22 protein-coding genes and 1 tRNA gene are annotated in these 24352 nt (G+C 44.1%); 14 read left to right on the top strand and 9 right to left on the bottom strand.

The window, feature by feature from the left end:
- Positions 1-50: 50 nt before the first annotated feature.
- Positions 51-1781 (bottom strand): permease, encoded by a 1731-nt coding sequence (locus QXR61_05400; GenBank protein ID MEM3757378.1) that lies wholly within the window; start codon positions 1779-1781, stop codon positions 51-53.
- Positions 1782-2092: 311 nt separating this feature from the next.
- On the opposite strand from QXR61_05400, the gene QXR61_05395 reads away from it, so the two are divergent.
- Positions 2093-2317: a hypothetical protein gene (locus QXR61_05395; protein ID MEM3757377.1), complete on the top strand. Its 225-nt coding sequence runs from the start codon at positions 2093-2095 to the stop codon at positions 2315-2317.
- 62 nt (positions 2318-2379) lie between these two features.
- Here QXR61_05395 and QXR61_05390 read toward each other — a convergent pair whose 3' ends face one another.
- Positions 2380-3231, bottom strand: coding sequence for an EamA family transporter (locus QXR61_05390; protein MEM3757376.1), 852 nt, complete (start codon positions 3229-3231; stop codon positions 2380-2382).
- Between the two features lie 159 nt (positions 3232-3390).
- On the opposite strand from QXR61_05390, the gene QXR61_05385 reads away from it, so the two are divergent.
- Positions 3391-4215, top strand: a complete 825-nt coding sequence (locus tag QXR61_05385; GenBank protein ID MEM3757375.1) for a sugar phosphate isomerase/epimerase family protein — start codon at positions 3391-3393, stop codon at positions 4213-4215.
- A 19-nt stretch (positions 4216-4234) separates the two neighbouring features.
- Here QXR61_05385 and QXR61_05380 read toward each other — a convergent pair whose 3' ends face one another.
- Positions 4235-5215 (bottom strand): PhoU domain-containing protein, encoded by a 981-nt coding sequence (locus QXR61_05380; protein ID MEM3757374.1) that lies wholly within the window; start codon positions 5213-5215, stop codon positions 4235-4237.
- 160 nt (positions 5216-5375) lie between these two features.
- On the opposite strand from QXR61_05380, the gene QXR61_05375 reads away from it, so the two are divergent.
- On the top strand, positions 5376-6905 hold the full coding sequence (locus QXR61_05375) for a DNA-directed DNA polymerase II small subunit (protein ID MEM3757373.1): 1530 nt from the start codon (positions 5376-5378) through the stop codon (positions 6903-6905).
- 17 nt (positions 6906-6922) lie between these two features.
- Here QXR61_05375 and QXR61_05370 read toward each other — a convergent pair whose 3' ends face one another.
- Entirely contained in the window at positions 6923-8170 is a 1248-nt protein-coding gene (locus tag QXR61_05370; protein ID MEM3757372.1) for an ORC1-type DNA replication protein, read from the bottom strand.
- Between the two features lie 786 nt (positions 8171-8956).
- Here QXR61_05370 and QXR61_05365 point away from each other — a divergent pair.
- Entirely contained in the window at positions 8957-9370 is a 414-nt protein-coding gene (locus QXR61_05365) for a hypothetical protein (protein ID MEM3757371.1), read from the top strand.
- Here QXR61_05365 and QXR61_05360 read toward each other — a convergent pair.
- Positions 9367-10086, bottom strand: coding sequence for a helix-turn-helix domain-containing protein (locus QXR61_05360; GenBank protein MEM3757370.1), 720 nt, complete (start codon positions 10084-10086; stop codon positions 9367-9369). The genes QXR61_05365 and QXR61_05360 overlap by 4 nt on opposite strands.
- A 262-nt stretch (positions 10087-10348) precedes the next feature.
- On the bottom strand, positions 10349-10843 hold the full coding sequence (locus tag QXR61_05355) for a hypothetical protein (protein ID MEM3757369.1): 495 nt from the start codon (positions 10841-10843) through the stop codon (positions 10349-10351).
- Between the two features lie 174 nt (positions 10844-11017).
- On the opposite strand from QXR61_05355, the gene QXR61_05350 reads away from it, so the two are divergent.
- From QXR61_05350 to QXR61_05335, 4 genes are read left to right on the top strand one after another with little or no spacing between them, the layout of a single operon-like run.
- The gene (locus tag QXR61_05350; GenBank protein MEM3757368.1) at positions 11018-11260 is read left to right on the top strand and encodes a hypothetical protein; all 243 of its coding nucleotides are present in this window, start codon (positions 11018-11020) and stop codon (positions 11258-11260) included.
- Complete coding sequence (locus QXR61_05345; protein ID MEM3757367.1) at positions 11250-12053, top strand: geranylgeranylglyceryl/heptaprenylglyceryl phosphate synthase; 804 nt, start codon at positions 11250-11252, stop codon at positions 12051-12053. The genes QXR61_05350 and QXR61_05345 overlap by 11 nt, the downstream gene beginning before the upstream one ends.
- A gap of 2 nt (positions 12054-12055) precedes the next feature.
- Complete coding sequence (locus tag QXR61_05340; protein MEM3757366.1) at positions 12056-12367, top strand: hypothetical protein; 312 nt, start codon at positions 12056-12058, stop codon at positions 12365-12367.
- A gap of 11 nt (positions 12368-12378) precedes the next feature.
- Positions 12379-15819, top strand: coding sequence for a DNA polymerase II large subunit (locus QXR61_05335; GenBank protein MEM3757365.1), 3441 nt, complete (start codon positions 12379-12381; stop codon positions 15817-15819).
- Positions 15820-15843: 24 nt separating this feature from the next.
- Here QXR61_05335 and QXR61_05330 read toward each other — a convergent pair whose 3' ends face one another.
- Positions 15844-16737, bottom strand: coding sequence for a ribose-phosphate pyrophosphokinase (locus tag QXR61_05330; protein ID MEM3757364.1), 894 nt, complete (start codon positions 16735-16737; stop codon positions 15844-15846).
- Positions 16738-16837: 100 nt separating this feature from the next.
- Here QXR61_05330 and QXR61_05325 point away from each other — a divergent pair, with 100 nt between their 5' ends.
- The 4 genes from QXR61_05325 to QXR61_05310 all read left to right on the top strand — a co-directional run bounded on the left by QXR61_05325 (position 16838) and on the right by QXR61_05310 (position 20864).
- On the top strand, positions 16838-17227 hold the full coding sequence (locus QXR61_05325) for a DUF488 domain-containing protein (protein ID MEM3757363.1): 390 nt from the start codon (positions 16838-16840) through the stop codon (positions 17225-17227).
- A gap of 76 nt (positions 17228-17303) precedes the next feature.
- Positions 17304-18323, top strand: coding sequence for a type I glyceraldehyde-3-phosphate dehydrogenase (gene gap / locus QXR61_05320; GenBank protein MEM3757362.1), 1020 nt, complete (start codon positions 17304-17306; stop codon positions 18321-18323).
- A 79-nt stretch (positions 18324-18402) separates the two neighbouring features.
- Positions 18403-19632 (top strand): phosphoglycerate kinase, encoded by a 1230-nt coding sequence (locus tag QXR61_05315; protein ID MEM3757361.1) that lies wholly within the window; start codon positions 18403-18405, stop codon positions 19630-19632.
- A gap of 134 nt (positions 19633-19766) precedes the next feature.
- Positions 19767-20864: a uroporphyrinogen decarboxylase family protein gene (locus QXR61_05310; GenBank protein ID MEM3757360.1), complete on the top strand. Its 1098-nt coding sequence runs from the start codon at positions 19767-19769 to the stop codon at positions 20862-20864.
- Positions 20865-20881: 17 nt separating this feature from the next.
- On the opposite strand, the gene QXR61_05305 is transcribed toward QXR61_05310, so the two are convergent.
- Positions 20882-22102: an MFS transporter gene (locus QXR61_05305; GenBank protein MEM3757359.1), complete on the bottom strand. Its 1221-nt coding sequence runs from the start codon at positions 22100-22102 to the stop codon at positions 20882-20884.
- A 116-nt stretch (positions 22103-22218) separates the two neighbouring features.
- On the opposite strand from QXR61_05305, the gene QXR61_05300 reads away from it, so the two are divergent.
- A tRNA-Ala gene (locus QXR61_05300) sits at positions 22219-22296 on the top strand.
- Between the two features lie 64 nt (positions 22297-22360).
- Positions 22361-23572, top strand: a complete 1212-nt coding sequence (locus QXR61_05295; protein ID MEM3757358.1) for a tyrosine-type recombinase/integrase — start codon at positions 22361-22363, stop codon at positions 23570-23572.
- A 586-nt stretch (positions 23573-24158) separates the two neighbouring features.
- Here QXR61_05295 and QXR61_05290 read toward each other — a convergent pair.
- Positions 24159-24352: hypothetical protein (locus tag QXR61_05290; GenBank protein MEM3757357.1), on the bottom strand; the 194-nt coding region annotated here is incomplete at its 5' end.

The following is a 24352-nucleotide window of genomic DNA, read 5'->3' as shown; positions in this document are numbered from 1 at the left end:
TAGGGTTCTTTGAACCTATGAATTCATACAGATTAAATTAAAGGGGAGGGTTAAGCATACAGTTTATAAAGCCTATAGCTGTGCGGCTCTATCCATAGTGGAAAGACCGTTTCATCCTCTCTCTCATACCCCTTAATCTCTCTATTTAAGGTTAAGTCGTACAGCTTAGCGCTTTTCCCTCTAATCACTAAGCTGTATTTTGAGTGATGGGGCAAAAAGGATTCAACCACAATGGTATCGTTGTCGTAAGCAAACAAGCAAATTTTGCTCGGCCCCTCAATATAGGCTTTCATGTCCCCAGCCAAAATCCGCCTTATCTCTACGAGAACCTCTTTAGGCAGATGGTATAAATCGCCGAAATTATCCGGTACAGTTAGGATGTAAAGCGCCCCTTTAGCGTACTGAGAGTATAAGAGTAGTGGGTACCCGTTGCCTTTGCTTAGGCAGGTTACAATCTCCCAAACATCGTTGGTTGGATACTTTATTTGAGGTATTAAGATTTCGGCATCAGAGTGATATATTTCAGAAAACATGAATTTAGAGAACCTGCTAACCAAAACTCTCTTATCCGTACACTCAACCTCAACAATGCTTGATAAGCCTTTGTCTTGAAGGGCTTTAAGCAGCCCGGAAGTGATGATGATTTTTCCGCCCTGAAGCAAATGCTCCCTAATCTTTTCGAGAATTTCTTGATCAAATTTCGCGTTCTCCGTCAACAGTATTGTTTCTTTGTTGTTTGGAAAGTATGGTGTAAGATCTAATGGTATGCCTATCATGCCGATGTAGTTGGGCAGAAAATCTTCGTTTGACGAGGAGTTGTAGGGTTTATAGCATGGGACGCCGATCGGTTGACCCAGATGGCTCAGCGCTATATCGGCATCCTCAAGAGCGTTTCCGGCCACATGCGCAACCGAGCTAAGCGCTCTTCGGGAAACTCCTGCTCCCTCACCGATCGATTTAACCAACGCACCATAGCAGAATAAGGTGATCTCTCTCGCTTTAGCGAAAAGGGTAAACCTAATTTGCTGAGCATATATATCCATAACTCTTCTAGCAAATGGATCCACCCATCCTCCGAGGTTCTTTCCGGGGCTAACGTTTTCGAGGTACCGCATAATTAAGTAGCTTTGGTATGGCTGTAGATGCTGATAAGTATACTCTGAGTCCCTGGTTTCGGTTCCAGTATAGATGCCATCAAAAATTTTCGATTCTCCATTCAAGTCATAGCCTAGAAACTGATAATGTTCATACCAGTTAGGATATTTAATTATTAATTTTACTTTTGGATTAACTGTTTTCGCCGCCTCAATTATGTTTTTAGCAGCCTTAACCAGCATTTTAAGCCGGTAACTTGCCCAGCTCTCATCACCCTTCTGTTTAATGCAAACTTCACATTTACAGTTCGTAAAGAAGAAGTCGTCGATGATTATTTCATCAAAAAATTTGGCAGTATAGGAAAATATCTCCTTGAGCTTATTTACATGTTCGGGGTTAGAATAGCAGAAGGTTCGCATCCATTCTCGCTCATTCATAACCGGACAAATACCGCCGGAAACTCTAATGCCCCTGTCCTCAAAGAACCCTTTAATTTTCAGTATAGTTTCCTCATCGGCCAAGACCATATCACGAAAGGTTTCGAGATACACCTTATTAAACTTGACAAATCTAGATATCTCGTCAAAAGATTTTTCTAGCCAAAATTGATCCGCCATTCTTAACACATCGTAGATTTGACAGTAGATCGCCACATCAAAATTTACATAACCCTTTTGCAGAGCCACTCCTCCTGTTTAACATTCACTAAACGAACTATGTTTTAACAATCAATATTTACAATCAATATTTAATAATATTTAATTTAATATTTAGCGTCCCTATACTCGCAGCCGCCTTTTCACTTTTGATCTCTATGGGCCTCGGTGCTGGAGGGCGATTTCTAGAAAAATTTATAACTTGGCTCTTCATATCCAAAAGTAAGAGAAAAGGCATGATACCTCAAAATTTTCCCTTAGATCGGGTCGTGTAGGCCTTGTCCGAGACCAGAAAATGTTTCTCAACATGCAATAAGTTCAAATGCGGAAAGAATTTTTTGGTGTTCCGCGGAAAAATGCCCTGGTGCCGATGGACTGAGGAGCCATGTAATCCGGTGAACTGCAACTACGCGATGTGCATGATTAGACGCCTACTTCCAGGAGGCATATGCGGAGAGACACTAAAGAGAAAAACCATTGAGAAGGGGCCGGAAGAGGAGGCTGTGCCTTCGATAAAAGTTAGAGGGAAAATTTTCAGAAAAATCGGCGAAAGAGAGATTTTTTAAGGCTGAATCTGGGCTTCCAGCGAGGCTAGCGAAGAACTGCGTCATTAAACCTATTTTATTTTTTAATGTTTGTTTACAAGATAAATGCCAGTTAATATAAGCGCGAAACCTAAGAGTAAAGAAGGCCTAACGGGTTCTTTCAGAAAAATCCAGCCGAAGAAGAGCGCCGCTGCTGGCACTGCTAGACTTGATGTGGAGACTATTGTCGCCTCTTCGATTCTTATAAGGGCTAGCCATATTGTGGATGCCACCGCTGATCCGAGAATAGCTATGTACAGTATTGAGAGAATATATGTTATGTCCACGCTGAAGGTTAATTTATCTAGCATTGACGTAACGGTTATGAGGAAAACTGTTCCTATAGGAAATTGAACAACGTTTACGATTTCCGGGTTAACATGCGTTAAAAATTTTTTGTAGTAAATCGTTGTAACCGCCCAGAGGAAGGCGCCTGCAATAAGAAATAGTGTCGCGCTCGATAGAGTTATTTGGCTGACACGCTCCACATATATTATCACTACGCCAAGGAAGCCGAGAGCTGCGCCCAGTACCCTGACCATGGTGATTTTTTCGTTCAGAAATAATGCTGCCAAGCAGAATACGAATAAGGGCTGCGTGTAGGTTAAAATCGAGCTTAGGCCTGAAGTTTCATATAGTAGGCCTATATGGGTTGACGCCATTCCAGTTGCGTTCACTATACTGTTGAATACAAGCTTAAGCCACGTATTAGCGTCCCTCGGAATCTTTTTTCTCTCAAGTATTAAGACTGGTGATAGCGCTATTGAAGCCAATAAAAGCCTCTGCGAGATAAGGTTTAGTGGACTAACAAAATTCAACCCCACTTTCATAACAGTCCAGTTGAAACCCCATATTGAAACCACCGCGGCCATAAGCGCCCAGCTTCGTCTTTTCAATTAACGGAGCCTCCGGACAAAGATTCTAAGTTGCTTAAAACAGTTATTAAAGGTTTATTTGAAGAAGGTTTAAATTGCATTGGGTTGAAATATAATTGTTCTGGCTTTAGATCATAAATTAACTGAATTAACGCTTTCAGAATCTCGGAGGTTTGCTAAATGGCTAAGATTAAGCTCGGCGTAATAGTTTCTCTAAGAAGGGGGAATTTGGAGGAGGAGATTGAAAAGGTTCACAAATACGGTTTTCCAACATGCCAGGTCGCATGCTGGGACATGAACCTATACGAACGTGATGTTGCCCATTATCTCAAGAAACTGTCCAGCAAATATGACGTTGAGGTTACAGCTGTGTGGGCCGGCCTGCCCGGCAAATACGTCTGGAACTTTATAGATGGCCCCAGCACAATAGGTCTAGTGCCCATAGAAACGAGAGAGGTGCGCGTAAAAGCATTGAAAAAGGCTTCCGATTTTACTAGGGATTTGGGCGTTGAGAACATAGCTACGCATGTTGGCTTCATACCGGAGAACCCTAGAGACCCCATTTATATTTCGCTTATAGATACGCTTAAAGACGTTGCTGAGTACTGCGCGGACAATGGGCAGTTCTTCCTTTTTGAGACGGGGCAGGAAACGCCTATAACGCTCCTTAGGACAATAGAGGATGTTGGGGCAGACAACCTCGGAGTAAACTTTGATCCAGCGAATCTCCTGATGTATGGGAAAGCTAACCCGGTAGATGCCTTAGACATCCTTGGGAAATATGTTCGCGGAGTTCATGCAAAGGACGGTGAATATCCTACTAATGGGCGGGAGCTGGGTAAAGAGAAGCCCTTAGGGGAAGGCAGAGTGAACTTTCCATCTTTGATATCGAAGCTCAAGGCGCTGGGCTATAATGGCGCCATAACCATAGAGCGTGAAATACAAGGACCACAGCAGATAGAAGATATATTGAGGGCTAAGAAAATACTAGAGGGGCTCATTTAACATCATTGGATCTGGAGACTCAGGATTCTCTTGGAACCGTCAGATCCGATATATCGACGCTGTGGTCGTATATGCGGTTCAACAATGAGATAACCGTAGCTAAGTCTTGAGCCCTCTCTAAGGGTAGAGAGCTTGCCGACAATTCAACTTTTCTGCTCAATTCGCTTATCTTCGACTCATTTTCCCTCACGGACTCCGCGATAAGAATGTTGCGTGAGAGAAAAGCTGCGACCGCATCGTTATAGACTTCATGAATAGCCTTATATAATTCGTATAGAGCGTTTGCCACGTTGCCTCCTAGCTTTAAATCCCTGAACTTAACCGCGTACTCCGCTATCTGTGAAGATTGGTCGGCTACGGCTTCAACTAAACTTGCCGTCAGCCTATAGTCTAAGCAGTCTATAGGGTACATGTTCAGTCTCTCACCTAGACTGGGATTCTGGATAATTGTTCTCAGAATCCTGACAAGTAGGAAGTAGAGCCTATCCACCTCATTATCTCTAGCAATAACGTTTTTAGCTAATTGCGTGTCTCCCTCCAAAAGCGCTGTAACAGAATCTTTACACATGCCTGAAGCAATTAAGTGCTCTCGACGCAGAATTTTTTCAGGCGACAACGCTGATGGCTCCAGTAAGCATTGCATGACAATTTTGCTATAGTTTTCTTCAATTATCTCTAGGCCTATGAGGCGGGATGACGATTTTTTAATCGCGTCTCTTTGATCAGGCGTTATTCGATCTTTTGCTTCAATAGTTATAATGTCGTAGCCTAAAAGATACTTGCTGATGATCTCGCGGCTTAAGTGCGGTCCAGGCCTAATAATAGTGGTTCTTGGGGCAGGTTCAACATTATACTTCGGGTCAATTATGAGCTTGCCGTCAGGGGTCACCGTGCTCGCAACTATTGTTCCACGTGTTATGCCGTGACGCATAGCCCATTCCTTAGGCAAAGTTACAAAAAATGTTCCGCCCCTAGTCATCTGTATTTTTCGGATCTCCATTCTCTTCCCTTCACAAAATATAATTTCTATCTCATTAAGTATATCTTTATCTTCAGAAATATAAAGAGTTAAGGATGTTGCGCTGAGATACATATGCATATATTTACTGTAAGAACCCCTATAACTCTTATAGGAAATAAGGCTTTATTGAGAAAGGAAAATGTCAGGCGACTTAGAAAGCGTTAAGGCCGCGGTATCTCTTGTAATTGAGGCAGGGTATCAGATCGACAGAGAAGCCTTCGAGTTTCTAAAAAAGGTCTCGCATAAAACCGATTTAACTTCTCTGGTTAAGGCCGTCATCGAGGAGATTAACGCTCTCCCGGAAAAACCTTTGTTCATAACGCGTAAACTTTTGGAAGAGAAGGTGGACAAGTCTATTCTGCTTGGGGAGGATAGAAGCGCAGGTTTTGTCAGTGGAAAGACCAGCTTTCAGCCATATGCCAAGGGTGTTGAGAGCGATTTTAAAGTGATAAGTGATCCTACAGAGAAAATAAGCGCCACAGGTTCTCTAGAAGATTGCATAGAATATTTTAGGAGCAGGTTTAGAAAACTTAGTAAAATAATAAAGAGCAGGGGAGACGCTAGAGACGCTGGAAATATCTCCGACGCCTTAAAGGCTCCAGAAAATTCAAGGGTAAAGTTCATATGTATGGTGACCGATAAACGTGAAACAAAGCGTGGAATATTTTTCAGGGTGGAGGATCTAGAGAGCTACGCGACAATCTTCGCTCCAGCGGAAAAACATGAGGTATATTCTAAGGCTCAGAGGATCCTTCTAGATCAGGTTATCTGTGTGAGCGCTTTGCATGGTAAAGGAGATTTATTTGTGGTAGAAGACATAATTCTACCAGACGTCCCATTAAGAAAATCAGCCAGATCCTCGGTGCCAGTCTGCGCGGTTTTACTTTCAGATCTACATGTCGGAAGCAAAATGTTTATGGAAAAGGAATTTAAGCACTTCGTAAAGTGGCTGAGGGGAGAAGTCGATAAAGAACGTCTTAGAGATCTAGCAGGTTACGTCAAATATCTGGTGATAGCTGGCGACATAGTTGATGGTGTTGGAATATACCCGCAGCAATACGATGAGCTGGAGATAAAGGATCTCTATAAGCAGTATGAGAGGGCGGCGAGGGAACTCGAAGAAATCCCTGACTATATTGAAATAATCGTTATACCAGGCAACCATGACGCGACTAGGAGAGCTCTACCTCAACCAGCTATCCCGCGAGACTACGCTGAACCCCTTTATAAGCTTGGGAGAATTCACTTTTTAGGCGACCCCTCAGTAATAAGCCTACATGGTGTCACAATCCTTATAACTCATGGAAGGAGCCTAGACGACATAATATCCTCCTCCCCAAACATGAGCTTTCAGTCACCCGAAGAAGCTATGAAAGTTCTCCTACAATGTAGGCATTTAGCCCCAATTTATGGGATGAGAACATTGATATCTTCTGAAAAAATTGATCATTTAGTCATAGAGCATGTGCCCGATATATTCCATGCAGGACATGTACACATGATGAAATACACCACTTACCGCGGCATACTAGTAGTGAACTCCGGAGCATGGCAAAGACAAACAGAATATCAGAGGGAGATGGGTCATGTGCCTAATCCAGGCATAGTTCCCGTGGTGAACCTGCAAGACTTTAATATTTTCTCAATGGATTTCACTTCAGTAACATAAGGGTGGGAGAAAAACGTTTAAGCGTTGTCCAGCTGTTGGGACAAATATTTTGACTTATAGCTCATTAAGCTTCTGAACCTATCATCTTCAGAAAAAACATCAAATATGATTTTACGTGGAATACCTAAACTTATTTTCTTTGTTCGCCCATACCGCCCAAGGCTGACGACTCTCGAGTTTAGGAGCCCCATAACATCTAGCTCATTTATTAGCCCACTAACCCTTCTTTGCGTTAATGGGGTTATCCCTATCTGTTCACAAAGTTCTAGGTAAAGATTATATATGTCCCCTGTAACTGAGCGGTTGGGATCAACCTTGTTAAGAAAATACACGCTTAAAAGAACAATTTTTGAGTGCGTCGGCAAGCTCTTTATGCTCTCGTAAACCTGATCATGCTCTATCCTCTCTTGAGCCTCCCGCACGTGCTCCTCAGCAATCTTCCTGTCGCCTCTCCTCTCAGCTATTTCGCCAGCAACCCGCAAGAGGTCGAGAGCCCTTCTAGCATCGCCATGCTCAGAAGCCGCTAAGGCAGCGCAGAGCTTAAGGGCTCCTTCAGATAAAACCCCATCATAAAATGCCATTTTAGCTCTTTCCATAAGTATATCTTGAAGCTCCTCAGCAGTATAGGGCTTGAAAACCATCTCTTCCTCGCTTAACGTGCTTAAAACTCTTGGGTCAAGAAAATCTTTAAATTTTAAGTCATTAGATATGCCCACTATTGAGACTTTGCTCTGCCTTAAACTTTCATTTATTCTTGTAAGCTCATATAGCAGTGCGTCGCCGCGAATCTTTACAAGAGCATCGATTTCATCTAGAGCAACTATGAAAATTATGCCTTGAGACTCCAGATTCTTTTTAAATCTATCAAATATTTCGCCGACAGCAAGGCCTGTAAAGGGAACCCTGACATTAATGCTTGAGCATAGGGCTGCTAAAACCCTATACTCTGTCCCTGCGAGCCGGCAATTCACGAAGCAGACTTTAACCGGTGAACCGACTTCCTCAGCTTTTTGAGTAAGTTTATTTAGCACAAACTTGACAACTGCCGTCTTTCCAGTGCCAGTTTTACCGTAAATAAAGACATTAGAGCAGGGTGAACCCCTTAAAGCTGGAGCAGTTATCTCGCCTAAATGGAGGATCTCCTCTCTTCTATGTGGAAGGTTATCTGGAACGTAATCGTGCCTTAAGACCTCTCTATTCTTGAAAATCTTTGAACCCTTAAGGAAATGCGCAAATACCTCATCTAAAATATTTTCTCGATCCATCCGCTGAACCTCAGCTAAGAGAAATGTCTCGTTTTTACTTAAAATGTTTAAGGGTGAGCGATTAAAGGTCTCTGTACAAAAAACTAGATAGGAATATGAAAAGCATTAAAGGAAAACGGGGCCCACCCCTATATTTCTACTGGAAACAGTCTCATAGATTCTTTTTATTTTTTCTTTTTTTTCTTTAAGAAAAACAGTCTCCCATTTTTAATGGGGAGAATTGATATTTAATGAAATCTATACAATATTCTGTATAATGTCAACAAAACATTTTAAGATATCTCTACATAATATGATAACCACCTATCTATATCGGAGACATGACGAAGAATAGATTAGTGCTCAAAATTGTCAAGAAAACAAGTTACTTTAATTTCCATTAACGATTTTCCAATGGAAAAATAGGGGTCTGGGCGATACTTCTTATGGATAGAAAGAAAAATTCTATTAAATATCTTTAACAAAGATGTGAACTGCCCGTTAAATCTCCGCTACTATAACCATAATTTTAAATCTTCTAAACAATTTCAGCGATTTAACACACCATTTTTTGTTAAATGAGTCACCCCTCCCTTTCCAGTGGAAAATAACAAAAATTTTTGTTTTTCTCGCTTTTGAAGAAAAATTCTCAATGTTAACCTTGTTAACCAGAAAAATTGCAAATTTTTCTCTTTTTCAAAAATTAAGAATAATTTTTCTCTTTTCTTTTCTAGATGTTAACCAAATAATTTATAACTTGTGAAGTGATAATTGTTAATGATGGCGGGAGCATTGGTGGAAGAATAATTGCCCGTAAGAAAGATGAAAGTCGAAGTTTACGATGAATCTGGGAACCGTTACACGATTAGTTTTGAGGGTAGAGTTACGAAAGAAAAGGCTCAAAAAATTTTCGACATAATTGAGCTGCTTGGAGGCATACCCGTAGCTGAACCATCCACTTTTTCACAGGATCTCTCGAAAATCGAGAAAGTGCTCTTTGTAGTGAAAAAGAATTTCCCGATATCGTGGTTCTCGGCTAGGGACGCTCAAGATGTGTATGAAAAGGAAACCAGCGAATCAATTAGTTTAAGCGCTATCTCAACCTATCTTTCAAGGCTTGCGGAAAGAGGGGTACTTATAAAAAAGAAAGACGAGAATAGAATCTTCTTCAAGCTCGTATCACAGGAATTAAGAGAGATTATAAAGCCTTTTAAGGGCTAAGTTTTCCCTTTCTTTAAAATGTTCTCCATCTCCCTCTTCAATTTATATACGTATGGTATTCTATCTTCTCTCCTCTCCACATAACCACGCGCATATAGGCTCTTCATTAAGCGCGCAGTATGCTCCCTAGTCAGCTTGATCCGATCTTTTATCTCAGAGACGGTTTTTTCCCCCTCCTCCGCCAAAATTTCTAAGACCTTCAGCTCCGTCTCAGTCAATGAGGTTAAGACCTTGTCTTTATCTTCTATTGGAAGCAATGCGGATAGGTTAGTTGCATCAGGCTCTTTCCCAGCTTTTTCTAACCCACTATCTCTCTCAATTTTATCCACTCTCTCCAACAAACTATTATATTTGGCCGCTAAATCCTCAATCTTCTCTTTTAGGCCCCCATATTCCGCGGCCATCTTCTCACAGCGTTCAGATAGGCTCTCGACTCTTTCCCTAAGGCCTAAAATCAATGATTCTAATTGCTTCTCTCTATCAACGGAAATTTTCCCATAGTTCTCAGCAACCTCCTGAAGCCTTCTCTCAATCTTTTGGAGATCCTTGTTGAAGCTGAAGATTATGTCTTCAAACAATTTTTTCATGTCCTTATGTTTCAAAAGCTCGCTTCTTAGCTTCTTAAAATAGATCAGTAGGGATACGGAGGAAATACAAAATATGATCGTGTAGATTATTAGTATCGTGATCTCCATGACGTCACCCCTTCGTGACATCACAAATCACGTGATGCAAACTAATCACAACCTGATCACATTATGATCACATGTCTCTTAAAATACTTTCGTTTCTTTAACATACATTTTTCATATGGAAACATATCTAGTTCGTGGTGACCCACTAGGCTAAAAGATGTGAAATTGACCTAGGAAAGGTTCTCTCACCTGGTGGAGAGATCGCTTAGCCCTCAGATTTTTGCCTCTACTAACAAGGTATCTTCTTCAAGAGTGTGATGTTACGTGATGTGATTTTGTGACATCACGTTCTTCCCGAGAGCGCCCTTGCTTTTGAGAGCGTAGATAAACCTTTCTCTATCTCATTTTGAAGGGTTTGCAGTATTCTGATCTGCTCCTCGCTTACCCGTCTCATTTCCCATAGCTCCTTATATTTCTCGCTGTAGGCGCGTATTTTGCTTGAGATTTCAATATAAGGTTCAAGGCGTGCGTCCTCGAAGACTCCCAGATAGCCTAAAAGAATCACTGTATAAATGGATCTGATTATATTTTTTCTTGCCTGCGCTAAGGTTCTATTGAAGGCCCCGCGACTTACGCCGGATTTTATGAGCCTTAGCTTCGCTTTATCCTCGTAAACTATTTTTTTATCGACTATTTTTTCAGCCAAAATGTCTATTAGAAATGTTTCTGCCTGCGCTTTGGTTAAATTGCTGTTTTTGAGTAGTATTTTAAAAATCGGGTCATTATTTAGGCCTGTAAGCCATCTTTGGATCTCCTCTTTTACTTTTGGATCTATCAAGAGTTTTTTCCTCCAATTGAATACATTTTTGTCTACAAGTTAAATTTTTGGGTCTCCATTTGACGGGGCTATCTGTGATGAGCTGCTTAGCGTCTAGGATCACGAGATAGCTCCTAAATCTTTAAGAGCGGAAACATCCTAATAATTTTATGTTTTAATTGCGTTGGGTCCAATATGGGAAGAAGACGGAGAAAAGTGATTCGAATACCGAAGAAAAAACTGCCGAAGGTTTTCCTGTGCCCCAAATGTAGCCAAGAATCCATAAGAATTGAGATAACGGAGAGCGAAGAGGGAAGAAGAGCGATAGTTAAGTGCGGCAATGTAAGCTGCGGGTTCACGAAGGAACTTCAGGTGAAACCTTTCTTTAAAGAAGTCGATGTTTATTGTCAGTTTATAGATGAGTTTTATGGATCCTAAGGTTGGAGTGAAGATGGTTGGTAAGGTTGAAGAGTACATAGTGAAACGAATTGAAAATGAAAAGGCAATTCACATGACGCTTATAGACCCGGAGAAAGTAACCCCTGAGTTCGCCGCTTTGCTCTCGCGGGAAAGTGAGGCATCCGGTTCCTCAGCAATAATGATTGGGGGCACAACCCTCGCGTCAATAGACTTGCTTAATAATATCACAAAAGCGGTTAAAAAATCTGTGAAGATTCCAGTTATATTATTCCCAAATAATGTGACTGGAATCAGCGAGTATGCCGACGCAGTATGGTTCATGTCTCTATTAAATTCAGCCGACCCCTACTTTATACTTGGCGCACAAACGCTCGCTGCACCATTAATCAAAAAGATAGGCCTAGAAGCCATACCGCTCGGATACATAATTATTGGTGAGGGAGGATCCGCAGGCGTCATCGGTAAAGCCTGCCCCATCCCATATAATAAGCCTGAGCTCGCTGTAGCTCATGCTTTGGCCGCTCAGTTTCTCGGGATGCGGTTTGTTTACCTGGAAGCCGGGTCAGGGGCCAGTCGTCCCGTCCCCCCCGAAATGATTAGGATGACTAGGGAAGCTGTTGATATAAAGATAATTGTAGGTGGGGGAATAAAAACGGGCGCCCAAGCTGAGCGCGCAGTTAGGGCGGGCGCCGATATGGTGGTTACTGGCACAGTGCTCGAAAGTAGCGGAATAGAAGAAATTAAGTCCAAGATTACTGAAATAATTGAGGGTGTGAGAAGGGGGGCTAAAAGCAGGTTTAAGGGGGTTTAGAGTTGACGGCTTTCGAACATTATTTTGAAGCTCTTAAGAAGGCTTTAGGGCGGAACGATATTTATGAGATCTGGCCTGACTTTGAACCGGAGTATGATGAGCGAGAATATGCTTGGGCGACCCTAAGAGGATTAGGTGAATCATTGCTTCTTAATTGCGGTCAATGTGATGGGCCATCCGATATGAGACATAGTAAATGTAAGGCTTGCGTTGATAGAAGAAAGGGTATTGCTGAAAAAACTTATGAGAGGGTTATGGGGCGGCCTATTGAGAAGTGGAATGCTATAATTCTCTGTAGAATCCACGTCGAATAGCGTTGGTAGCTATGGAAGCCGAATGTAAGATAAGTGAAGAGTATAGGGAATACTTCCTAAACCTGTCTAAATCGCTGGAAGAGATCTATGAAATCGCGAGGAAAGCCAGAGCTAAAGGGATTGATCCAAAATCTTACCCTGAGATAGAGATGGCGAGCGATCTAGCAAGCCTAGTGGAAGGGTTTATCGGGCTTCATGGAATCGCTGAAAGGATAAGAGAGCTCCTAAAAATCATGTCCAGAGAAAGGGCGGCGTTCAAGATATCTGAGGAGATTGTCTGCGGAAAATTTGGGCATTTAAGCGACGAGAAGGCCGCGGATTTAGCCATAAGAACGGCTCTGGCCATATTGACCGAAGGGGTCACGGCAGCCGTCTACTCCGAAGGCATAGCTAAAGTGGCGATAAAGACGAATACTGATGGATCAAGATACTTAGCCATATACTTCGCTGGGCCGATACGCTCAGCTGGCGGAACCGAGGCGGCTCTGACACCGGTCATCGCGGACTTTGTTCGTCAGCTGCTAAGCTTGGATCGCTACAAGCCAACTAGAGAGGAGATAGAGCGCTTCATCGAGGAGCTGAGGCTCTATGAGCGGGAGGTTGGGCGCTTCCAATACAGCGTTTCAGATGAACAGTTAAGGTTTGCGCTTGAGCGAGTTCCGGTTGAGATTACTGGAACGCCCTCTGACCCTGTTGAGGTATCGTCGCATCGCAATCTGCCGCGCGTAGAGACTAATCGAGTCCGCGGCGGGGCGCTTAGAGTTGTGAATGATGGCATTATTGGGAGGGCTTCAAAAGTCTTAGCTGTCGTTGAGGATCTTGGAATCAAAGGCTGGGAGTGGCTTAGAGAAATTAAGGAGATTGTTAATAAGGAGAAGGGTAAATCTTCAGCCGGCTTCATGGAGGAGGTTCCGGCCGGGAGACCAATATTATGTTTCCCGTCGAGGAGAGGGGGTTTTAGGCTTCGGTATGGTAGGTCGAGAAACACTGGGCTTTCAGCGGTCGGGGTTCATCCGCTGACCATGACGATCCTACAGAATTTCTTAGCTGGTGGAACACAGCTAAAGGTTGAAACCCCTGGCAAATCTGGTATTGTAATGCCCGTAGACTACATTGAGCCTCCGATTGTTAAGTTGAGGGGCGGGTCTGTGGTTAAAGTCTCCTATGAGAACGTAGATCTAGTTAAGAGTGATGCTGAAAAAATCCTCTTTTTGGGCGACATCCTCATAAGTTTCGGCGATTTCCTGTATAATAATAAGGCTCTTCTACCTTCCGGATACTGCGAAGAATTCTGGCGGGAGGATCTTAGGAAATCTATCGTTGAGGGATTTAACGGCAGCGTTGAGGAGGCTGCTTTAAAAGCTGGGATTTCACCCTCTTCACTAAAATCTTACTTGGGCGACCCATTCAACAATAAGCCTAGCGTCCAAGAAGCTATCTTGCTGAGCAGAATGCTGGGAGTTCCTTTTCACCCATCTTACACCTACTTTTGGTCTAGCATAAATGTAGAGGCTCTTAGGAAGGTTCGAGCTTGGCTTTTAAGCTCAAACATTAGGCGTGAAGGAGAACTGATAGTTGAGATACGCGGCGGCTATGACTCAAAGGTTAAGGCGGCTCTTGAAGACATATGCATCCCACATAAAGTTATTGGTAAAAGCATTATTATTGAGGGCTGCGACGCACATGCCTTCGCGACCTCACTTGGATTAGATAATAGCCAATCCGAAGTCTCTGAAAACTTATCGGTCCTAGAGAATTTATCGCGTCTCAGCGGCTTAACTTTCAGGGATAAAGCCGGCTCGTTTATAGGGGCTAGGGTTGGGCGGCCGGAGAAAGCCAAGGAGCGAGAAATGAAGCCTCCGGTGCACGTACTGTTTCCCGTCGGTTTAAGTGGTGGGGCGCAGAGAGACTTAATGAAGGCTTATGAGAAGGGTGCGATTAGGGTTGAGATAATCAGCCGGATTTGCCCCAGATGTCAGACCGTAACTTTTAAGAGGATATGTTCGAACTGCGGTTCGGAGACAAATCTCAGGTTTATCTGCCCGAAATGTGGTAGAGAGATCGAAAAGGAAGAATGCCCGGTATGCGGGGTTGAAGCGAGAAGCTTCTGCCACCAAATAATCTCCATTAGAGATCTGATAGATGAAGCCTGCCGGCGGGTTGGCTATAGGCCTGAGCAGGTTAAAGGTGTAAGAGGTTTAACAAATAAAACCAAGATACCTGAGCCAATCGAGAAGGGGATACTGCGAGCCAAATACGGCCTCTCAGTTTATAAGGATGGCACGGTGAGGTTTGACGCAACCAATGCGCCGTTAACCCATTTCAAGCCCTCGGAGATAGGGGTTTCCGTGGAAAAGCTGAGGGAGTTAGGCTACACGCATGATTATTTGGGCGATCCGCTGAAAGATCCGGATCAGATATGTGAGCTTAAAGTTCAAGATGTTGTGATTCCTTGGAAGAGCGCTGAATACCTAGTGGCCATAACAAAATTTATCGATGAGCTCCTCGAGAAGGTTTATGGGCTTCCACCATTCTACGGGATAGATAGGCCCCAGGATTTGGTCGGCCAGCTGATAATAGGTTTAGCGCCACACACATGTGCCGGAGTTTTAGGTAGGGTGATAGGTTTCACGAAGCTTAATGTCTGTTTCGCTCACCCATTCTGGCATTCGGCTAAGCGGAGAGACTGTGATGGTGATGAAGACAGCATAATGATTGCTTTAGATGCCTTATTGAACTTCTCAAGGGAGTATCTTCCAGACCAGATAGGTGGAATAATGGATTCCCCGCTCTTCATAATCCGCATAGTTATGCCGGAAGACGTTCAGAGGCAGGCTCACGAGTTTGATGTTGCGGACAAATATCCTTTAGAGTTTTATGAGGAGACCATTAAATGCCGGCCAGCTAGGGATTTGCTGCCCATAATAGATATAGTTAAGCATAGATTTAACTCTGAATCGCGTCTTCAAGGCTTTATGTTCACTGTGCCAACATCAAACATAGAATCTGGAAACAGGGAGAGCGTATATAAAACCTTAAAACGCATGAGCGATAAACTGAACGCGCAGCTGGGGTTAGCGGAGAAAATTAAGGCTGTCGACGCCCACATTGTCGCGGAAATAGTTTTAAACACCCATTTTATCCGCGACATATCTGGAAACCTAAGAGCCTTCGCAACGCAAAGTTTCCGCTGCAAAAGATGTAATAAACGCTTTAGGAGGATTCCGCTTAAAGGCGTATGCTTGGAATGTGGCGGTGAATTAACGTTAACTGTGCATAGGGGTACGATAGAAAAGTATTTGGAGGATGCTTGGCGCCTAGTCAAAAAGTATGGCATGTCTGAGTATTACGCTCAGCGTTTAACCCTGATTGAGGAGGAGATCAATTCGCTTTTTGAGAGCGGCAGAAGCGTCAGGCAGTCTAACCTATCAAAGTTTCTTGCTGGGGCATAAGTAGGCTGTTTATGGGAAGAATTGCTAGATCTGCTCTATTTCTCCCTTCAATGCTTTTATAAATGTTGGTGCCACGGAAACCTTCGCGTATTCGTTCTCTATGCTATCCGTCCCCACGACTTCCTCAGCGCCGCGCTCCATTATAGTTTTTATGGAATCCTTAAGAAGTAGGACATGCGACGCGCCCACGAATACCCTCCTAGCGCCCTGCTCCTTAAGTATCTTTACGGCGTTCGCCGCCGTTTTACCAGTGCTTATAATGTCGTCGATCACTATCGCGTCTCTCCCACTAACCCTCAGATCCTTCGAAAACGTAACTATCTCCCCGGTGTGGCGGTCTCTCCTCTTTTCTAAAGCGTCCCATTCAGCGTTGAGTAGTTTAGCAGCATACTTGGCTCTTCTCTTTGCTAAGTCCTCGTCGTCCGGCGCGACTACGATCGGATCTTTTAAGTCTTTTTTTGCGAAGTATTTTGCCAGTTCCCCTGAGGCAGTCAAATTATATACTGGGATCCCATACATTTTTAAAACATTCTCGTTGTGTACGTCGATGGTGTAGAGAGCATCTGCGCCTAGGCGCTCAATTATTTCAGCTACCATAGATGCGCTTAAACATTCGCCCTCTAGAAATCGCTCGTCTTGCCGGCTATAAGCGAGGTATGGCGCGAAAACCTTTATGGTTTCTGCGCCTAAATCCCTTGCAGTATGGAGAATTAAAAAGAGTTCCATGAGATGCATGTCTTGAGGCGGACACAGGCTCTGAATAATTAAAAGGTTTTCTCCAGAGATATTTTCCTCAAACTTAAAGTAGAACTCTCCATCTGGAAAACGCTTCGTTTTAACGTTAGCTAACGGGACGTTTAAAGACTCACTTATCTTTCGAGCTAAACCCAGCGAACTTGGCCCACCTACGATCTTCAATCTTTCTCCTCCGAGTAAGAATTTACAGAACGAAAAATAAATCTTTCCAGAGGATGCTTTATAGATGGTTTTTAGAGATCTGGTTTCTGGTGAAATCCCTATGAGAATTTACACCATAGGCTATGGGGGAAGAAATATTGAAGACTTTATCAATGCTCTAAAGAAGCATGGGGTTACCATGATAGTTGATGTTAGACGTTTTCCTAAGAGTAAAAACTCATCGTTTAATGGAGAATCGCTTAAAAGGATTCTTGAAGAAAATGAGATAAAATACGTCTTTTTGGGTGAAAGCCTAGGGGGCTTCGTTAAGGGGGGATATGAAAAATATATGGAGACTCAAAGTTTTAGGGAGGGTATTGAGGCTCTTCTCAGCGTTGTTAGAGGTGAAGTTGCCGCCTTAATGTGCATGGAGAAGAACGTTAAGCACTGTCATAGGCGCTTCATATCCAAGCACCTAGAGAATTTAGGTATAGAGGTCGTACATATTTAGCGAGTCCACGTTTTCAGAAAAAGATAATAAGCATGAAGCAAAAATTTTTAATTGAACTAAAAAAGAGGTGTAGTTTATGACAATACGCGTTGCTATTAACGGTTTTGGAAGAATCGGTAGACTCTTCTTCAGAGCTATCGTTGAAATGGGCGCCATGAAGGACATAGATGTTGTCGCCGTAAACGATGTTACAGACGCGAAGACTCTGGCCCACCTGCTGAAATACGACTCGGTTCACGGAAAGTTCCCCGGCACCGTTGAGGCGAAAAGCGATAGTATAGTGGTTAATGGTAAGGAGATAAAGGTTCTCTCACAGAAGGATCCCGCACTGCTTCCGTGGAAAGATTTAGACGTATACTTAGCCGTCGAATCCACAGGCTTATTCACCGATAGGGCTAGCGCCTCAAAGCACCTTCAGGCCGGGGCTAAGAAGGTTCTTATTACTGCGCCGGCAACAGACCCTGATATAACCGTTGTTTACGGCGTAAATCATGATCAATATAACCATGAGAAACATAATATAATTTCGAACGCTTCATGCACCACGAACTGCGTAATACCGATGGTTAAAGTCCTCATAGAGAACTTTGGGATCAAATCCGCCCTCATGACGACCGCCCACGCCTACACAAACGATCAGAGAGTTTTAGACCTAGTTCACAGGGATCTTAGGAGAGCTAGGGCTGCGGCGCTAAGCATTATACCCACGACGACCGGCGCTGCTAGGGCTTCCTCTATGGTTTGGCCTGAGCTTAAGGGTAGAATCGACGGCATAGCCCTTAGGGTTCCGGTTCCAAACGTCTCCATATGCGATCTCACAGCGGTCTTGGAGAAGGATGTGACGAAAGAGCAGGTTAACGAGGCCTTTAAGAAGGCCGCTGAAGGCTCGTTGAAGGGCATATTGGCCTACACTGAGGAGCCGATAGTATCCGTTGACGTGAACCATACAACATACTCCTGTATAGTTGATGGACAATGCACAATGGTTACCGGCGGAAACCTCGCTAAAGTCTTCGGATGGTATGATAACGAATGGGGCTTCTCCTGCAGGCTAGTAGACGTCGTGAAGCTTATAGCCTGTAAAGCAGGGCTCTAGAAATCTCCCTAAAATCTTAAACCTTATTAATTATTTTTATTTTAGGTGAAGGTTAAAGATATCTTGGGAGGGTTCAAGTATGCCTGAGTTTCTAACCCTTGACGATTTTGACGTTGAAGGTAAAGTGGTTCTCGTTCGGGTTGACTTTAATTCGCCTGTCGACCCGCAGACGAAAAAGATTATCGATGACACGAGGATTAGGGCGCACGGCGAAACTACAATAAAGGAGCTGTCCGATAGAGGTGCCAGGGTCGTTGTTTTAGCGCATCAGGGTAGGCCGGGCGACCCGGACTTCATACCTTTGGAGCAGCATTCCCAGATATTGAGTAGAATTCTCGGTAAACCCGTTAAATTCGTAGACGACGTTTACGGCGAGAAGGCGAAGAAAGCTATAAGGGAGCTTAAGAATGGAGAAATACTGGTTTTAGATAATGTTAGGAATTTCCCAAAGGAGGCTAAGGAAGCCCCGCCGGAAGAGCACGCTAAATCCGACCTAGTTATCAATCTCGCGCCGCTGGCAAATCTCTTCGTGAATGATGCTTTTGCAGCAGCGCATAGGAGTCACGCTTCAATAGTCGGCTTCACAGTTGTCCTTCCAAGCGCCGCTGGAAGAATCATGGAAAGGGAGCTGAGGGCGCTTAGCAGGGTTATGGAGCGCCCGGAGAAACCTTGCATCTACATACTTGGAGGGGCTAAGGCCGACGACTCCCTCAGAATATCTAAGTATGTTTTAGAGAATAATATTGCAGATTATGTTTTAACAGCCGGAATAACCGGACACTTGTTCCTAGTGGCTAAAGGCTACAACCTAGGCAAACCAAACATGGATCTCCTCGAGAAGAATAAATTACTAGATCTTGTACCCGGAATAAAGGAGTTGATGGAAAAGTATCCGGCTAGAATCGAGACGCCTGTCGACTTAGCCGTTGAGGTTGAAGGCAGAAGGAAAGAGATTTCTCTAGGGGAGCTGCCGACGGATTATCCAATATACGATATTGGAACAAAAACCATCGAAAGATACTTGGACCTAATAATGAAGGCTAAGTCAATAGTCTTCAGCGGTCCACCGGGAGTATTCGAGAAAGAAGAGTTTCGGAAGGGGACAAAGGCTTTATTTGAGGCTATTGCTTCATCGAGAGCCTTCTCTCTGATAGGTGGAGGGCACAGTATAGCGGCTGTTCAAAGCTTAGGGCTAGCCGACAAGATGGGCTATATAAGCACGGCTGGAGGCGCCCTAATAGAATTCCTCATGGGTAGGAAGCTGCCGGGCGTAACGGCGCTGGAAGAAGCCGCGAAGAGGAAGCGCTGAAAAAAATCTCGGTAAAATCCGCCCCCAACATCTAATTTTTTCTTAAAGAATCTAATTTAGGCGGATGATTTAGCCACCATCTTCTTTAAGATCACTATTATTTTTAATTATACTGTATTTTAGTGGTGATCTGGTTGAATAATCGCGACAGAACGATTATAATTTTTAATCGCGGTGTCCCCGACCGCTTAATATGGCAGCCTAGGCTGCATCATTGGTACTATGTGAATAAGGCTAGGGGAACACTTCCAAAGAAGTATGAGGGCTTGGATCTTCTGGAGATATATGATGATTTAGGGGCTTCGCCGCGCGCCTACCACTATTTTAATGACACGATAAAGTGTGTTGAGGGCGACGACGTTAAAGTGTACAGGGCTGAGGATGAAAAATACATATACACGAAGTATGAGACCCCGAAGGGCAAGATCACACAGGTTGAGAGGAAAACTGAGCATGGGGTATCCAGCATGAGGGTCGAGTATTTTCTCAAGAGCATCGACGATTTTGAGATCCTAGCCTACGTTTTGAGGCAGCAGAGGTTCGAGTTCGATAGGGAGCTTTACCTTGAGAGGGAGAAAGTCCTCGGAGACCGCTCCGAGCCGACGGTGACGGTTCCATGGGGTTCAATACAGAGGCTCTTCATCCTCTATATGGGTTTCGAAAAAGGTTTGATAGCGCTTTGGCGGCACCGGGAGAAGGTTGAGTGGCTCCTCCAGGTCTTCGATGAAAATGATGATGAAAGATTTAAAGTTATTAGGAAGACGCCCTTCAAGATAATTAATTTTGGCGACAATATTGATGAAAACCTTTGTCCGCCAAACCTTTTCAGAAGGTATATGCTGCCATATTATCAGCGTAGAGCAAGGGAGATGCATGAGGCTGGAAAATTCTGTACGTCGCATTGGGATGGGAGAGTTAAGCATCTTTTACCGTTGGCGAAGGAGACAGGTTTAGACGGCTTAGAGTGTGTTCCACCTGAACCGCAGGGCAACGTGACGCTTAGGGAGCTTAGAGACGCTGTTAAGCTTAACGGCATGATTCTGCTTGATGGGGTTCCAGCGATCTACTTCCTACCTATCGTTGAGGAGAGTGAGTTAAAAGCTTTTATCTATGAGCTGCTCGATCTATTTGCGCCAAATATAATAGTTGGGATCTCAGACATGCTGCCACCGGACGGCGACATAGAAAGGGTTCGCTTAGTGGGTGAAATAGTAGCCGACTATCGCCCTTAACGTCTCATAAAGAATTTTTATGAGGGTTCATGCTCTTCCTTAGGAAGAGTTTGCAGTACGAAGGTGCTGAGAAGGGTTAAAGATATTGTGAAGGGAAAGAGCCCTGTGAAACCATGCTCCTCAACCAGCCACGCCGCGATTAAAGGGGAAACTGATCCAACGATGCTTGGAGATAGCATGAAGATCGTGTATGCTAGACCGCGCCTCTCTCTTGAGGAATATCTTGCCACAAGAGTTGTTGAGGGGGCGAGCGTGCTGCCTCCAAAGAACCCTCCCATGAGATAGGAGGGCGCTATTATCCATGGTGACCCAAACCATATGGCTGAATGAGAGAACGCTGTGCCCACATATGCGATAGTGATCCAATGCTTGTTTCCAATCTTGCCGCCGAAATAACCCCCGGCCAATGAGCCTATTATTCCAATAAATGGGCTTAATCCGAAGAGTAGGCTCGCGTTTGCCTCAGAGAACTTTCTCGCTGAAACTAGGTATGTGGTCATGTATGTTGATAGCGCCTGCTGCCCAACACTATTTATTCCAGTAGCTAAAAGGAGAAGCATATATCCACGTGCCCTATCATATTTCTCTGAGTTTTCATCGCCGTGGTTTTCGCTCTTCGCTCGCCTATCGCCTGACGCAACACTTATATCATTCTGGGGTTTCTCAACTGCTCCCCCATACGGTAGACTAAACGTTAGCAGCGCTGAGAGAAGGACAGGAAGCCCCCAAACCATATAGGCGAAGCGCCAGCCAAACCCTTCAAGCATTAACCCAAGGGTTATGGGCCCTATCGCTACCCCGGTTGTCCCTCCAGCTCCATGTATCCCTAGAACCCTACTCTGCCTCTCCCCCATAAAATTCTCACTTAGAACCTTCAGTGCAGGCGGATGATAGACTGTTGACGAGAAGGATACTAGGGTTGCTGAAGCCAGAAGCATGATGAAGCCCTGGGAATGGCTTGCGAGTAGACCTGAGAATCCGGCTACAAGCAGGCTTGCAGCCATCAATTTGCGGGGGTCAACTCTATCAGCGATGAAGCCGTAAGGTAAACTCAGCATGATTGAGATTAACTGCGGCACTGAAACAAGAAGCCCAGCCTCATGAATCGTTAAGTTAAAATCCCTCATAAATACCGGTATAAGCGCAGTATACATCATCGTGAACACATGCACGAAAATATGCGTTACAGTACATACGGAAAGCAGCCACCAATCGCTCCTGCGCGCCAGACGCAACATAAAGCTCACTTAAAAGGCAAGCTCTTAAATTTTAAACGAGAATATGCGAAAAATGAACCTAAAAATTTTCCTCATAGAAAACCATAAATTTGGCTTTGTTCACCAAAATATTCTTGGGGCCGGTAGTTCAGTCTGGTATGAACGCCTGACTTGCACTCAGGAGGTCGGGGGTTCAAATCCCCCCCGGTCCACCAATCTTTTGGGTTCACATTCCCTCGCTTTTTAAGTTCTGCAGATTCTTCTTTTTCGGGGCTTGTATTGAGGGAGGAGATCTACGACTTCGCTAGGAGGGTTGAGCGTTATAGGCGGATTATCGCCGGGCTTAGGAATGGCGATATCGCGCTTAGGTTGTTGGATCACTTAGCTAGCCTTGGGCTTAGCGAGGCTGCACTTAGCAATCAAGCAGCACATTTAATCGCCGTGCTACACTTAATAGACTTTGATGTTAGGGAGGCAACGCGCGGAGATGTTGAGCGCGTGGTGGCGAAGATTAACGGTAATAAGTCTTGGAGGGAGGAGACAAAGCGCCACAAGAGGCTCGTCTTGAGGAGGCTCATACAATTCGCTAAGTATGGGAGCTGTGAGAGGGGTGCTCCTGTCCCGCCTGAGGTTGCATGGATTAAGGTTTCTAAAAGGAGGGTGGATGATTCCAGAGTAAAGCCGGAGGCTCTGCTTACGGTGGATGACTTTGAGGCTATTGTAAAGGCTACTGATAATGCTAGGGATAGGGCTATGATTTATACGCTCTTTGAGGGAGCGTTAAGGCCGGGCGAACTGCTAAGTATGAGTGTTGGCAGCGTGGAGTTTAAAGATAAATATTGCCTTATAACGGTTGTTGGTAAGACAGGGCTCAAGAGGATTCCACTCGTAGTCTCATATAAGCCGCTCTTAAATTGGCTTAAGGAGCATCCGCTTAAAGACAACCTAAACGCCCCATTATGGTGCTCATTAGCAAGAAATTATCTAGGCAGGAGGCTCAGCTACAGGCACTTCCGCCTAATAATAAAGCGTCTGGTGAAAAAGGCTGGACTAAAAAAGGACGTATGGCCATACCTATTCCGCCACTCAACACTAACAGCCCTTGCAAAGGTCTTCACGGAGCCTAAACTTGAGATGTTCGCCGGGTGGGTACATGGTTCAAAAATGCCAGCTCGCTACGTCCACTTCTCGGCACGCGACCTAGAAGACGCAGTACTAGAGATCCATGGACTAAAAACTGCAACGAAGGCAGTAGATATGCCCAAGATTATTCAATGCCCGCGTTGTGAGGCTGAAAACCCGCAAGGTAATGTCAGATGCGAGCGTTGTGGCTATGTACTGGATAGATCCTTGGCCATGAAGATTGAGGAGAAGGAGCGGAAAAGAGAGGAGGAGATTATCAAGGCGCTTGAGGAAGCTTTGAAGCGTCTCGATAGACTTGAGAGGGTGGTCCACGCCATTCTCTCAAATACTCAACACACTCCCCAATAAGGGACCTCAGAAGCCTAATTTCATCTAGAATAACCATAAGATCCTCCTCCCTAACAAGAATATGTCTGCCGCCACCCATATGCATCACCAAAGATATGGAGTGCTCTAAACTTAAAAGTAGATTATATGAAAGGCTGGCGTGCAGATGTTCCGGTTAAGCGCCTAAGACACGCAGATGCGTATTATCTAGCCTAAGGAGCAAGACTTACGCAAGCCTCCCCTCACGGAAACAAACTTTTACTACCACTTATAAAAAACATAATAGCGCTTTCTTAATCCGTAGCAGGTCGATTTCTAAGCCCCGAAAAGTCAACAGAAACTAAAAACCTCGAAAAATCAACACATAAAGCAAAGAGACGTTAATGTGCGCTAAGAATCACCAGAACCCCTAATGGTTCTGGTGACTTTTAATGCACAAATCGTATTGTTGACTAAGAGCGGCAAATAAGAATGTTTATTCAAGGTTATAGTTTTTGTTGATTTTTCGCGGCACTTGACGCTAAATTAAGGTGTACGAAAAGCATGAGTTTCGTCAAGTGGCTTTATTCCTCCTTTAGTCGGAGCCATATTGTTGTTAAGGTTTAAATCACTCAACTGCATATCTATATTTACATTCACTCTTATCTCCATAGCTAAGTCTTTTTGCGCCACGGTTAATATTCGGATAGTATTTTTCAAATAGTTCCTTATTGGATAGTATGTAGCGCCAGCTTCGCTCAATCAGATCTTGCCAGCTTGATGGCGCTTGCTCTATCTGTAGCAACTCTGCTAAAGTGCCCG

The sequence above is a fragment of the Candidatus Bathyarchaeia archaeon genome (genome assembly GCA_038882715.1).
Lineage (GTDB): Archaea > Thermoproteota > Bathyarchaeia > Bathyarchaeales > DTEX01 > DTEX01.
Note: the sequence above shows the minus strand (reverse complement) of the source record. Positions and strands in the feature narration are given on the sequence as shown.